We start from the raw sequence: 12,549 nt of genomic DNA, 5'->3' as shown, positions 1-12,549 counted from the left end.
TCACTTTTCTATCCTGATCCGGCAACAGGTCATTGAGACTTATTTCCTATCAGGAGTCGTTCGCAATGACGCTTGCCTTCCGCCCCAGCCTGCTCGCTGCCGCCATCGTCCTGGGCAGCCTGTCCGCCCATGCCGTCGCCGAAACCCAGCAGTACAGGCTGCCCGCCGCCCCCATGGCCAGCACCCTGAGCCGCATCGCCAGCGAAGCCGGCATCGTCCTGAGCATCGACCCGAGCCTGACCAGCGGCAAGACCTCGCAGCCGGTACAGGGCGAATACAATGCCGAAGGCGCCCTGCGCGCCGCCCTCAGCGGCAGCGGCCTGCAACTGGTGAAAAGCCCGGCGGGCACCTTCAGCCTGGAGCCCCTGGCGGAAACCGGCATGGCCCTGCCCGACGTCAACGTCAACGCCCGCGCCGCGGCACAGGACGGTAGCGCCGCAGCCGGCTACCGCACCGAGAACGTGAAGAACGTCGGCGCCCTGGGCGGCATGCGCCTGCAGGACACCCCTTACTCCATCAGCGTCGTCTCCAAGGAGATGCTGCAGAACACCCAGACGACCTCCACCGACGACGTCTTCAAGCGCAACCCCTTCACCCAGCTCTACTCGCCGAAGAACGCCGGCTACGCCAGCGCCGTGGCCATTCGTGGCTTCAGCTCCGCCGGCAACCTGAGCATCGCCAACGATGGCCTGCGCTATTCCACCGGCTTTGACTCCGGCAACTTCGTCGAGGAAATGGAGCAGATCGAGATCCTCACCGGCCTCAGCGGCTTCCTCTATGGCCCGGCGAACCCCGGTGGCCTGGTCAACTACGTGATCAAGCGTCCCACCTACGAGCGCTACAACAGCGTGACCCTGGGTAATGCCGGTGGCGAAAACTACTACCTGCACGGCGACTTCGGCGGCCCCATCGATGACCAGGGCGTATTCGCCTACCGCGTCAACGTCCTGACCCAAGACGGCGAGACCGCCATCGACCTGCAGAAACGCCGCCGCCAGATGATCAGCCTGGCACTGGACTGGAACGTCAGCGACGACCTGCTGATCCAGTTCGACGCCTCCCACAAGAAGAACGAAGTGCGTGGCCTGAGCAGCTATTGGTATTTCGGCAACCAATCGTTCCGCCCTGACGCCAAGGACCTCGACAACGACAAGCTGTACAGCCAGCGCTGGGCGTTCTCCGACAGCGAGCACGATCGCGTGGGCTCCCGCTTCAACTGGCGCCTGGATGATGTCTTCACCCTGCGTGGCGCGCTGGGCTACAGCCAGTACACCCAGGAATACGTCTACACCGGCCCGACCGTATACAGCGCTGGTGCCTACACCCAGCCGCTCTATGCATTCGCTCCGGAGGAAACCGAAGAGACCTCCGGCAACCTGTTCCTGGATGCAGCCTTCAACACCGGTTCCATCGGCCACAAGGCCACCCTCGGTTACCAGGGCAACATCGTCCGCGTGCGCAACTACACCGACCACATCCCCTACACCTCGGGAACCTTCTGCGGTGTAGCCGGCATGGGGCCTCAGTACCAGGACGTGGCATGCGGCGCGTCGCCGTTCAGCTCGACTCCCCAGGTCAGCAAACCCAGCTACTCCATCGGCCACGGTGACCAACTGCTGGCTTCCCGTACCGAGTCCAACAACTACCTGATTGGCGATGTAATCACCTTCAACGAGCAGTGGTCAGCGATCCTTGGCGTCACCCACACCCAGATCGAGACCTTCAATGACAACTTCGTCTGGGCAACTGCCATGCCGGCGTTCTTCCCACGCCAGCAGACCACCTATGACGAGTCCAAGACCTCGCCCAACGTCTCGCTGATCTACAAGCCAACCACCTGGCTCACCACCTATGCCACTTACATCGAAGGTCTGCAGGCCGGCGGTATCGCCCCCAATGGCACCATCAACTCCGGCGCGGCCATGAGCCCGGAAGTCAGCGAGCAGTATGAGATCGGCGCCAAGGCCCAATGGGGCGAGGCTCTGTTCACCCTCGCGCTGTTCAACATCGACAAACCCAACGCCTACACCAACGCTGCCAACTTCTACGTTCAGGACGGTCGTCAGGAAAACAACGGTCTGGAGTTCGGCGTCACTGGCAAGGTGCTGCCCGAACTGACCCTGGTAGGCGGCATTACGCTGCTTGACCCGGAAGTGAAGAAAAGCAGCGTGGCGGCCAACGAAGGGCAGAAGCCCACCAACGTCGCTTCGCAACTGGCCAAGCTCTACGCCGAGTACGACGTGAACGACCTGCCGGGCTTTGCCCTGACCGGCGGCGCCTACTACACCGGCAAACAGTATGCAGACGAAGCCAACCACTACAGCCTGCCGTCCTTCACCACCTTCGACGCCGGTGCCCGTTACCGCATGCCGGTGGCCGACAACACCCTGACCCTGCGTGCCAACGTCAGCAACCTGGCCAACAAGGAATACTGGCTGAACAGCTCCTACCTGGGTGACCCGCGCACCCTGACCTTCTCCGCTCAGCTGGAGTTCTGATCCACCCGTGACCACGAAGGCCGGCGCTGCTGGCCTTCGTCATTGATAGGCCCGGCACAGAAGATCAAAGCCTTGTGCAGGGTCCACCTGGGCGGCCCGCGTAACCCCCGCGAGAAGGGGAAAGAGCCGCTGGAGAAGCCGATGAAATCAACCACCATCCGCCGCTGGTCCTTCGTCCACACCTGGACCAGCCTGATCTGCACGGCCTTCCTGCTGCTCCTGGCACTGACCGGCCTGCCGCTGATCTTCCACCACGAGATCGACCACCTGCTGGGCGATGCCCCGGTGCTGCGCGAGATGCCGGCGGACTCGCCGCGCCTCGACCTGCAGCAACTGGTGCAGGCCGCCGAGGCCCATCGCCAGGGCGAGGTGGTGCAGTACCTGGGCTGGGAAGACGACGAGCCCAACGGCGTGGTGGCCATCACCGCCGCCACCGCCGGCACCGAACCCAATTCCTCGCACACCTTCATGCTCGATGCCCGCAGCGGCGAGCCAGTGGCCATGCCCTCGGCCAACGGCGGCTTCATGATGACCATGCTGCGCCTGCACGTGGACCTGTTCGCCGGGCTGCCGGGCAAGCTGCTGCTGGCCTTCATGGGCCTGCTGTTCGTGGTGGCGATCGTCTCCGGCGCGGTGCTCTATGCGCCCTTCATGCGCCGCCTGGAATTCGGCACCGTGCGCCGCGACCGCTCCACCCGCACCCGCTGGCTGGACCTGCACAACCTGATCGGCATCGTCACCCTGACCTGGGCCCTGGTGGTCGGCGTTACCGGGGTGATCAGCGCCTGCGCCGACCTGGTGATCGCCGCCTGGCGCAACGAGAGCCTGGCCGCCATGGTCGAGCCCTACCGCGACGCCCCGCCGCTCACCGAGCGCGCCCCGGCCACGCGCCTGCTGGAGATCGCCGCCCAGGCGACGCCTGGCATGGCGCCGGACTTCATCGCCTTCCCCGGCACGCGCTTCTCCAGCGAGCACCACTACTCGGTGTTCATGAAGGGCAGCAGCCACCTCACCTCGCACCTGTGGACGCCGGTGCTGATCGACGCGCGCACCCTGGCCGTCACCGCCATCGGCGAGCGCCCCTGGTACATGGACGCCCTGGCCATGTCCCAGCCGCTGCACTTCGGCGACTACGGCGGCCTGCCCATGCAGCTGCTGTGGGCGACCCTGGACGTGCTGACCATCATCGTCCTCGGCAGCGGGCTCTACCTCTGGTGGGTGCGCCGACGGGCGCCGGCGCGGCAGCGTGGGGAAGCGACGGCATGAACCTGAAGCGCATCTTCGCCGTGCCCGCGCTGCTGGCGGCGCTCACCGCCATCGGCCTGGTCGGCGCCCTGCTCGGCGACGGCCTCTGGGACGCCCTGGCCTGGGTCGGCCTGGGCATCCCCGCCTTTCTCGGCATCCGCCCCTTCCTGCAGCGGCGCTGATCGGGCCGCCGGCAAATTCCGGCGAACCCTTGGAGCGTGACGGCGTCCATACGTCTGTATCCCAGACCTGGAGGTCGCCATGCTCCGCACCGCCGCTGCGGTCCTGTTCGCCGCCCTGCTCAGCACGACCGTGCTCGCCGCCGAGGTGAAGTACTTCCCCCTGCCACCGGGCAGCGGCCCGCGCGACGTGGCCCCCGCCACCGACGGCCGCGTCTGGTACACCGCGCAGAAGCTCGGCCTGCTCGGGCTGCTCGACCCCATGACCGGACAGAGCCAGCAGATCGCCCTCGGCGCCGGCTCCAGCCCCCGTGGCGTGGTGGTCGGCCAGGATGGCGCAGCCTGGGTCACCGATGCCGGCCTCAATGCCCTGGTGAAAGTGGACCCGGACCGCCTCAGCGCCAAGCACTACCCCTTGCCGGGCAGCGCCGCCGACGCCGGCCTCAACAGCGCCACCTTCGATAGGGCCGGGCTGCTCTGGTTCACCGGGCAGAACGGCTATTACGGCCGGCTCGACCCGAAGAACGGCGAGATCAAGGTCTGGCCCGCCCCCGGCGGCGCCGGGCCCTACGGCATCACCACCACGCCCAATGGCGAGATCTGGTACGCCAGCCTCGACGGCAAGCACATCGCCCGCATCGACGCCGGCTCCGGCCATGCCGAGGTGATCGCCTCACCCGAGGCGCAGCAGGGCCCGCAACGCATCTGGAGCGATTCCAAGGGCACCCTCTGGGTCAGCGAGAGCGGCAGCGGCAAGCTCAGCCGTTACGACCCGCTGGCCAATGCCTGGAACAGCTGGGACCTGCCCGGCGGCAAGGCCGACGCCCATGCCATGTTCGTCGACGAGCAGGACCGCATCTGGATCAGCGATTTCAGCAGCAACGCCATCCTCCGCTTCAACCCCTTCAGCCAGCGCTTCACCGCCTTCCCCAGCGACCAGGCCAACGCCCGCGTGCTGCAGCTCTCCGGCCGCATCGGCGAAGTCTGGGGCGCGGAATCGGGCCTCGACCGGCTGGTGATGATCAGGGATTGAGCAGGTACAAGGCTCAACCCAGGCAGGGTCATCCTACGGGCCAGGTTCGTACTCGGCCCCAGCCTCCCCGGGGTCACCCGCCGTAGGTTGGCGCCGAGTGCAGCGAGGCCCAACGGTGCAAGACCCAGCCCCGCCTCGGCCGCTGAATCGTAGGATGGGTAGAGCACCGCGAAACCCATGCTGAAGGCCCGGCACCCAAAGTATCTCCGTGCCGGGAATCGATGGGTTTCGCTTCGCTCTACGCCATCCTACGGCGATCAGAACCTGTAGCTCGCGCTGGTCATCAGGGTGCGGGGGTCGCCGGGCATGATCTGCACGGCGCTGGTGGCGGTGGCGTAGTAGGTCTTGTCGGCGATGTTGGTCAGTGCGGCCTTCAGGTCCCACTGCTCCAGGCGGTAGCCAAGCAGGGCGTCCCAGCGGCCGTAGCCGGGCAGCGCCACGGTGTTGGCGTTGTCGGCGTAGCGGTCGCCCACCAGGGTCAGGCCGGTTTCACCGTACAGGCCCTGTTCCGGCTTCCAGCTGAGGAACAGGCTGCCGTTGCGCTCGGCCACGTCGCCGATGCGCTTGCCTTCAAGGCCGTTGTTGTCCTTGACGATCTCCGCGTCCTGCAGGCCGATGCCGCCGCGCAGGTACCAGTGGCTGTAGAGGCGGCCGCTGGCGGTCAGCTCGACGCCGCGGGAGCGCTGCAGGCCGGAGAGCAGGAAGTTGCCCGGGTTCAGCGGGTCGGAGGTGCGGCGGTTGTACAGCTCGATCTCGTAGACGGCCAGGGTGGTGCTGAGGTTGTCCTCCAGCCAGTCGCTCTTAACACCCACCTCGTACTGGCGGGTGTGTTCCGGGCCGGTGTCGTTGGTGTTGGTGGTCGCGCCGGCGGTGACGCCGATCAGGCCGCCGCCCACCGGCGAGTAGGTCTTGCTGTAGGAGGCGTAGAAGGAATGGTCGCGCAGCGGCGTCCAGACCACGCCCACGCGGGGGCTGAAGCTGTCGTCCACCTGCTGTTCGCTGCGACGGGTGAGGCGGTTCTGGCTGTCCACGTCGAAGTGGTCGTAGCGCAGGCCGAACAGCACCTGCCACTGCTCGTTCAGGGTCACCTGGTCCTGGATGTACAGGGCGCGGCTGTCGATGCGGTGCTGGGCATCGCTGCTGGCGACCATGCGCCCGGTCTGCTGGCGGGTGGTGTCGGGGTTGAAGATGTCCAGCGCGGGCGCGGCGTTGGCGGCGCCGGTGGCGTTGGTATAGAGCTTCGGGTCGCGGTGCTGGTTGCCCAGCTCCAGGCCGGTGAGCAGGCGGTGCTCCAGGCCGGCTGTGTGGAACACGCCTTCCAACTCCACGTTGTTGAAGATGTTGCGGGTGGTCAGGTCCTGCTGCCAGCGGGCGCGGCCCACGGTGCGGGCGGCGGCGTTGACGCTGGTGACGTAGGTGTTGTCGAAATCGCTGTCGAGCTTGAACACGCCGAGGGTCTGGCGCAGTTGCCAGTCGGCGTTGATGTCGTAGGTCAGGCGCGAGCGCAGGGACTGCGCCTTGTCGTCGATGTAGTCGCGCTGCAGGTCGCTGTAGACGGTGTCGCGGCTGACGTCCGCCGGGTGGCCGTTGAGGCCGGGGATGCCGCGATCCGGGGTGCGGCGGTGGCGGCTGTACTCGTATTGCACCAGCCAGTTGAGGTCGGGGCTGAGCTGCCAGCTCATGGACGGCGCGAACAGCTGGCGGCTGGAGTCGATGCCCTTGCGGAAGCTGTTGGCATCCTGCTCGCCCATGTTCAGGCGCAGGGCGATGTTCTCGTTGGCGTCGGCGCTGAGGTCGGCGTAGAGGCTGCGGAAGTCCTGGCTGCCCAGTTGCGCCTCCAGGGTCGAGGCCAGCCCGGCCTGAGGCTGCTTGCTGATGCGGTTGACCAGGCCACCCTGGCTGCCACGGCCGTAGAGCACCGCCGCCGGCCCCTTGAGCACCTCGATGCGCTCGATGTTGTGCAGGTCGCGGGTGTACTGGCTGTCGTCGCGGATGCCGTCCAGGTAGAAGTCGTTGCTGGCGTCGAAGCCGCGGATGCGCAAGCCGTCGAAGCGGGTGTCGCTGGCGTCGCTGACGTTGGGCAGGCCGGCCAGGGCCTGGGCGAGGGTGCGGGTGCCGTAGTTCAAGGCATCTTCGGTGCGCACCGTGTCGATCGCCTGGGGCACGTAGCGCACGGGGGTGGCAGTGCGCGTGGCGGTGGAGACGTCCCTGACCCGCGAATCCTGGGTGCGCTTGCCATCCACTTCGATGGCGGGCAGCTCGGTGGCGGCCATGGCCAGCGGCGACAACAGCAGGGAAGCCAGGCTCAGGGCCAAGGGCGTAAGGGCAGGTAGTTTGGCAGGGGTCGACATGGGGCAGGTCCGCATCCGAATAGGGGGCAAAAGAATCGGGTGCGGATGATATTCATTTCCATTTGATCTTTGTAGTCATTTACATCTTTTTATTTACAAAATGCTTACATTGCTCCGTTTCTACCTCCTAGAACGCCTACAGACCTCGCCATCCGTGGCCTGCGGTCATCAGCGAGCCAGTCGCTGCGGTTGCCGGGGAGCCTCTGCCCGCCCCGGCCAGGGCTCGAAACCGATCACCACACCCTGCCTTTCCGCCCGGTAACCGGGGAACAACTCGGCGATGCGTGAGGCCAGGCGGCGGCTGATCACGCGTTCTTCATGCAGTTCACCGCGCATCGCGGGTTTCCTCCTCTTCATCACGGTGCCAGTACCACAGGCGGAAGAACCCGGCTGCCAGCAGCAAGGCGCCCTGGGAGAGCGCCACGCACAGCTGCAGGAAGGAGTTCACCGATGGGTTGTTGCGGGGGTCGATGACGCCGGTCAGCGCGTGCCAGAAGGACTCGGGCAGCACCATCAGCGCCAGGTTGGCCACCGGCTTGCCGGTGATCAGCCAGAGGTCGATGAAACCGAAATTGCCGGCGAACATCAGGCCGCCGAGGATCAGTACCGAAATAACCAGGCCAAGGGCGAAGCAGGCTGTGAATTGCACCATTGCGCGCATCTTTTCTTTCTCCTGAAGGGGCGCGGCGATGGCCGCGCCCGGGGTTATCAGCCCTGGACCTGGGCGGGTTTGACGGCACCGACGCCGTACCAGTCGAGCTTGCGGGTCAGCACCATCACGCAGGCCAGCAGGCCGAACACCAGCAGCGAGCCCATCAGCAGCGCGTAGTCCTCGGCGCTGAGCAGGCCGTAGAGCATCCCGTAGAGCGCCGCCAGCCCGGCGGTGAAGCCCGCGCCACGGGCCCAGCTGTGCAACACGTGGCTGACGTAGAAGCCCACCAGCAGCACGCAGGCCGCCGCGGAGAGGCCGTAGGCCAGGGCGAACTCCAGGTGCTCGGAGAGCGACAGCAGCAGCAGGTAGAAGAACGCCAGGGCCAGGCCCACCAGGGCGTACTGCACCGGGTGCACCGCCAAGCGCTTGAGCACTTCCATGAGGAAGAAGCCGGCGAAGGTCAGGCAGATGAACAGCAGGGCGTACTTGATGGCGCGATCGGTCTTCAGGTACTGGTCCACCGGGTCGACGAAGCTGACACCGAACACCTTGCTGTTGAAGGCCTCGCAACGTTCGGCGTAGGCACAGTTGGCCAGGGCCGCTTCCATGTCGGTGGCGAAGAAGCTGGTCTGCCAGCGTGCACTGAAGCCGTCGTCACGCACCTCGCGCTCGGCGGGCAGGAACTCGCCGACGAAGCTCGGGTGCGGCCAGCCGGACTTCAGCTCAACCTGGCTGTCGCGCCCCACCGGGGTGATGCTCAGCGACTCGGTGCCCTGCAGCTTGAGGTCGAAGGCGAAGTCGAGGTTCTGCACCTCGCCCGCCTGCAAGCTGGGGAGCGGCACATGCACGCCACCGGCCAGTACCGGGTCGCCGCTGCCAGGCTGGAAGTCGAAGCTGCGGCCGTTGAGTTCCAGCTTCAGCGCGTTGCTGATGCCACGGATGTCGCTGATGCCTACCGCCAGGAAAGGCGCCTCGAAGCGGTAGTCGGCCAGGCCGTCATCGATGCCGTAGTTGGCCGGCAGCACGAACTGCCCGCTGACGCGGCTATCGCTCTTGTACAACCGTGCCTGGTAGATGCCCCGGGCACGCAGCTCGGTATCCACGTCGCCGACCAGGCGCAGGCGCTCCGGCAGGAAGAACAGGCGGCTGTGCTCCTCGCTCTCATCGAGGTAGCGCTGGCCGGTCTTCTCGTTGGTCTTCCACTCGCGGATCACGCGGCGATAGGGCACCACCAGGATCGGCCCCGTCACCTGCTGGCTGTAGCTGGAGCTCTGGGCGATGTTCGCCAGCACGCCGTCACGGGCCTGCTGCCGCTCGTCGATCAGGCCGTCGATCATCAGCAGCGGAATCAGCAGCAACAGGATCAGCAGGGCGATGGCGCCCAGCTTGAAACCCAGGGTACGGGTCATCTCGGACTCTCCTCATGTGTTCTCGATGGGGAAAGTCTGGAGCCCTCCCAAGGTGGGGCGATGGGGGAAGTGTGGAGTTTGTGTGGGAATTGGGTGGAGAGTGGGGATCGCTCATGCGGGGATCGTAGGATGGGTAGAGCGAAGCGAAACCCATCAGCGGAGTCGGGCGTTGCCCCATGGGTTTCGCTTCACTCGCAGAACGCCGCCCGGCCCACCCTACGAGGTGCCCGATAATGCGTAATGCGCGAGACGGAACACCGCCCGGTGGATGGGTGAAGCGTCATCCACCCTACAGGCCACATTCGCGAATGAATTCGCACACAAGGGTCCGGCGTCTACATCAAGCGATCAGCACGACCCGCGGATGTAGTCCTCCAGGTGGTGGATCAGGCTTTCCTGCTCGGCGGTGATGTCGCGTACCAGGTCGCGGATGGACAGCAGCCCGATCACCTTGCCGTCATCCAGCACGGGCAGGTGGCGCAGGTTCTTCTCGGTCATCAGTTGCATGCAGAACTGGTTGCTGTCCTTCGGGCCGACCACGAAGAGGTTGGAGGTCATGATCTCCTGCACCTCGGTGCCATAGGAGGAGCGGTCCTTGGCGGCCACGCGACGCACGTAGTCGCGCTCGGTGACGATGCCCACCAACTCGTCACGCTCCATTACCAGCACCGCGCCGATGCCCTTCTCGGCCATCAGTTCGGCCGCCTCCAGCACGGTGGTGGTGGGGTCGACCCGGTAGATGGTCGTGTGGGGCTTGCCCCGCAGTATTTCGGCGACGCTCTTCATTGGCTGCTCCCGGTTTCTCGTTGTTATGTGCACCGCGTTCCATGCACGGCGACGGTTTGAGAATAGTCAATTGTGGGCACTCGCAAGAAGCGGCAGAATCGCCGCCAGTCGGGCCTTCCGGCCCTTTGGAAAAGGACGTTCCCATGCTCCCCCGCAAGACCCTTTTTGCCCTCACCGCCCTCTCGCTGCTCATGCTCGGCGGTTGCTCCAGCAAGAGCTATGTCACGCCCAGCCATGGCGTTCCCCTGGCCGGCATCGACGACGCCGATATCGAAGAGCTGTTCAGCAAGAAACCTGCCAGCCCCTTCCCGGCGCAGTTGAGCATCGTCCGTGTCACGAGTACCTATCGGGACGGGTTCGAGGTGGTGCAAACCCGCGACATCGAGTCCGACGCCGATCTGGCGCGCATCGCCGAACAGCCGCTGATCAGCCAGACAGCGCCCCTGAGCCGCCTGCTGGTTCCCAGCGACATGAAGAGCCTGAAGGACCTGCGCCTGCCCGCCGCGCGCATGCGTTCGGACCTGCTGCTGGTCTACACCGTGGACACCACCTTCTATGTCGACAGCACCCCGCTGGGTCCGCTGACCGCCGTTTCGCTGGGCTTCCTGCCCAACCACCAGGCGCATGTCACCGCCACCGTCGCCGGCATCCTGGTGGATGTGCGCAGCGGCTACATCTACGGCTCCACCGAGGCCACCGCCCAGGAAGAACAGCGCTCCAGCACCTGGTCCACCGAGGACGCGGTGACCGAGTCGAAGAGCCGCGCCGAGAAGGCCGCGTTCGCCCGCTTCAGCGAAAGCTTCCCGGCGTTCTGGAAGGGTGTGACCGCGAAGTACGCCAAGAGCGCACCGGCCACGGCGGAGTGATTGCTCCGCACTGAGGTGGATCACGCGGAGTCCGGCCACCCGAGCACCTGGAGAGCCAGGCAGGCGGATGCACCAGGATGGTGCCTGCGCGAAATCAGGCCACCGGCAGGCGCAGGCGCACTTCCACACCGCCGTCGAAGTTGCAGACCTGCAGGCTGCCGCCGTGCAGCTGCGCCACTTCCTGGACGAAGTTGAGCCCCAGGCCGGTGCTCTTGCGGCCGCTGCCGGGGCGCGGCAGGGAATAGAAGCGCTCGGTGAGGCGCGGCAGGGCGTAGTCGGGAATGGCCTCGCCCTGGTTGTACAGCCGCAGGTCCAGCTCATGGCCGTCGCGGCTCGCGGCGATGCGGATCAGGCCACCCGCCGGGGTGAAGTCCAGGGCGTTGTCCAGCAGGTTGGCCAGCGCCTGGCGCAGCAGGAAGCGTTCGCCCGATGCCTCAAGACCGATGTTCACCGCATTCTCGATGCGGAGTCCGGCGGCCTCGATGCGTGCCGCCTGGGCCTGCAACAGGTCTTCCACCAGGGGCGCCAGCGGCACCGGCACGCGCTCCTCCAAGCCCTGGCGCTGCTCGACCTGAGCCAGGTACAGCAGCCGCTCGATCAGGTGCTGCAGGCGCGCGCTCTCGCCGCTGATATTGGCCACGAAGCGCTGGCGCTGCGCCGGGGGCATCTCGCCCTCCAGCAGCTCGGCCGCACCCCGGATCGCCGCCAGCGGGCTCTTCAGCTCATGGGTCAGGGTGTGCACATAGCGCTCGACGTAGGCCTTGCCTTCCAGCTCGGTGCGCATGCGCTCCACGGCTCGGGCCAGTTGCGCCAGCTCGCCACCGCGCAGGGTGGGCAACTCGGCGCGCTGGCCTTCGCTCACGGCCTGGGCATAGCGGGTGAGGCGCCGCAGGGAGCCGCTGAGCCACCAGGACAGCAGCCCGCCGATCAGCAGGCCGAGCCCGATGAGCCCGGCACCGAGCCAGGCCAGGCGCATCTGCGAGCGGTAGATGTAGGGCTGCAGCGAGCGGTTGGGCTTGGCCACCGAGACCACACCGATGATCCGACCGTTGTCGCGGATCGGCGCCGCCACGTACATCACCGAGGAGTCCGGGTCGCTGGGGTCTTCACGGGTGGAGCGGGCGCCGTACTGGCCGCGCAGGGTCAGCAGCACGTCGTTCCAGCCGGAGTAGTCCTGGCCCACGGCCAGGCCGCTGGAGTCCAGCAGCACCTTGCCGGTGCCGTCGGTGACGTAGATGCGGTGGTTCACCTCGGTCTTGCGCACACCCCAGATCTCGGCGCCGGGCTGGCGCTTGCCATAGGCCTTGAGCAGCTCGGGCAGATTGCTCTGGCCCAGGGTGCCGTCGCGCACCGGATCGCGGAGGATCTCGGCCAGCAGGTTGGCGGTGTCCACCAGGGTCTCTTCGGTGGACTGGCGCACGCCGGGGCGGATCTCGTCCATCACCGTGCTCAGCACGAAGTAGCCGGCCAGGCCGACGAAGAGGAAGTACACCAGGAAGATGCGGACGCCGAGCGGCATGGCGGGGCTCC

At 66.4% G+C, this 12,549-nt stretch carries 11 protein-coding genes; 5 read left to right on the top strand and 6 right to left on the bottom strand.

Annotated features, from left to right (window positions below):
• Positions 1–65: 65 nt before the first annotated feature.
• The 4 genes from PI990_RS02745 (at position 66) to PI990_RS02730 (ending at position 4,955) form a co-directional block, all read left to right on the top strand.
• Positions 66–2,498, top strand: coding sequence for a TonB-dependent receptor (locus PI990_RS02745; protein WP_271659755.1), 2,433 nt, complete (start codon positions 66–68; stop codon positions 2,496–2,498).
• Positions 2,499–2,639: 141 nt separating this feature from the next.
• The gene (locus PI990_RS02740; RefSeq protein ID WP_271659754.1) at positions 2,640–3,764 is read left to right on the top strand and encodes a PepSY-associated TM helix domain-containing protein; all 1,125 of its coding nucleotides are present in this window, start codon (positions 2,640–2,642) and stop codon (positions 3,762–3,764) included.
• The gene (locus PI990_RS02735; RefSeq protein ID WP_271659753.1) at positions 3,761–3,925 is read left to right on the top strand and encodes a hypothetical protein; all 165 of its coding nucleotides are present in this window, start codon (positions 3,761–3,763) and stop codon (positions 3,923–3,925) included. Before PI990_RS02740 ends, PI990_RS02735 begins: the two co-directional genes overlap by 4 nt.
• 79 nt (positions 3,926–4,004) lie before the next feature.
• Positions 4,005–4,955, top strand: a complete 951-nt coding sequence (locus tag PI990_RS02730; protein ID WP_271659752.1) for a Vgb family protein — start codon at positions 4,005–4,007, stop codon at positions 4,953–4,955.
• Between the two features lie 257 nt (positions 4,956–5,212).
• Here the strand turns inward: PI990_RS02730 and PI990_RS02725 are convergent, their stop codons facing one another.
• The 5 genes from PI990_RS02725 to PI990_RS02705 all read right to left on the bottom strand — a co-directional run bounded on the left by PI990_RS02725 (position 5,213) and on the right by PI990_RS02705 (position 10,153).
• Positions 5,213–7,306 carry a TonB-dependent receptor gene (locus tag PI990_RS02725; protein WP_271659751.1) on the bottom strand — a complete coding sequence of 698 codons (2,094 nt, stop codon included), beginning with the start codon at positions 7,304–7,306 and terminating at the stop codon, positions 5,213–5,215.
• A 168-nt stretch (positions 7,307–7,474) separates the two neighbouring features.
• The gene (locus PI990_RS02720; RefSeq protein ID WP_021222773.1) at positions 7,475–7,642 is read right to left on the bottom strand and encodes a hypothetical protein; all 168 of its coding nucleotides are present in this window, start codon (positions 7,640–7,642) and stop codon (positions 7,475–7,477) included.
• A complete protein-coding gene (locus tag PI990_RS02715) occupies positions 7,632–7,958 on the bottom strand; it encodes a hypothetical protein (protein WP_271659750.1) in 327 nt (108 codons plus the stop codon). Before PI990_RS02715 ends, PI990_RS02720 begins: the two co-directional genes overlap by 11 nt.
• 56 nt (positions 7,959–8,014) lie before the next feature.
• Positions 8,015–9,367, bottom strand: a complete 1,353-nt coding sequence (creD, locus tag PI990_RS02710; protein ID WP_271659749.1) for a cell envelope integrity protein CreD — start codon at positions 9,365–9,367, stop codon at positions 8,015–8,017.
• A 348-nt stretch (positions 9,368–9,715) separates the two neighbouring features.
• Positions 9,716–10,153, bottom strand: coding sequence for a CBS domain-containing protein (locus PI990_RS02705; protein ID WP_021217056.1), 438 nt, complete (start codon positions 10,151–10,153; stop codon positions 9,716–9,718).
• Positions 10,154–10,296: 143 nt separating this feature from the next.
• Between PI990_RS02705 and PI990_RS02700 the strand changes: the two genes are divergently transcribed.
• Positions 10,297–11,019, top strand: coding sequence for a hypothetical protein (locus PI990_RS02700; RefSeq protein WP_184488481.1), 723 nt, complete (start codon positions 10,297–10,299; stop codon positions 11,017–11,019).
• Between the two features lie 94 nt (positions 11,020–11,113).
• Here the strand turns inward: PI990_RS02700 and creC are convergent, their stop codons facing one another.
• A complete protein-coding gene (gene creC, locus PI990_RS02695) occupies positions 11,114–12,538 on the bottom strand; it encodes a two-component system sensor histidine kinase CreC (RefSeq protein ID WP_021217054.1) in 1,425 nt (474 codons plus the stop codon).
• Positions 12,539–12,549: the final 11 nt, after the last annotated feature.

The organism is Pseudomonas sp. TUM22785, from assembly GCF_028198105.1.
GTDB lineage: Bacteria > Pseudomonadota > Gammaproteobacteria > Pseudomonadales > Pseudomonadaceae > Metapseudomonas > Metapseudomonas solani.
This window is presented reverse-complemented; position numbering and strand designations above follow the sequence as displayed.

Bases quoted from the DNA above. Each gene is read 5' to 3' on its own strand.
- PI990_RS02745 (WP_271659755.1), top strand. From the start codon at position 66: ATGACGCTTGCCTTCCGCCCCAGCCTGCTCGCTGCCGCCATCGTCCTG.
- PI990_RS02740 (WP_271659754.1), top strand. From the start codon at position 2,640: ATGAAATCAACCACCATCCGCCGCTGGTCCTTCGTCCACACCTGGACC.
- PI990_RS02735 (WP_271659753.1), top strand. From the start codon at position 3,761: ATGAACCTGAAGCGCATCTTCGCCGTGCCCGCGCTGCTGGCGGCGCTC.
- PI990_RS02730 (WP_271659752.1), top strand. From the start codon at position 4,005: ATGCTCCGCACCGCCGCTGCGGTCCTGTTCGCCGCCCTGCTCAGCACG.
- PI990_RS02725 (WP_271659751.1), bottom strand. From the start codon at position 7,306: ATGTCGACCCCTGCCAAACTACCTGCCCTTACGCCCTTGGCCCTGAGC.
- PI990_RS02720 (WP_021222773.1), bottom strand. From the start codon at position 7,642: ATGCGCGGTGAACTGCATGAAGAACGCGTGATCAGCCGCCGCCTGGCC.
- PI990_RS02715 (WP_271659750.1), bottom strand. From the start codon at position 7,958: ATGGTGCAATTCACAGCCTGCTTCGCCCTTGGCCTGGTTATTTCGGTA.
- creD (WP_271659749.1), bottom strand. From the start codon at position 9,367: ATGACCCGTACCCTGGGTTTCAAGCTGGGCGCCATCGCCCTGCTGATC.
- PI990_RS02705 (WP_021217056.1), bottom strand. From the start codon at position 10,153: ATGAAGAGCGTCGCCGAAATACTGCGGGGCAAGCCCCACACGACCATC.
- PI990_RS02700 (WP_184488481.1), top strand. From the start codon at position 10,297: ATGCTCCCCCGCAAGACCCTTTTTGCCCTCACCGCCCTCTCGCTGCTC.
- creC (WP_021217054.1), bottom strand. From the start codon at position 12,538: ATGCCGCTCGGCGTCCGCATCTTCCTGGTGTACTTCCTCTTCGTCGGC.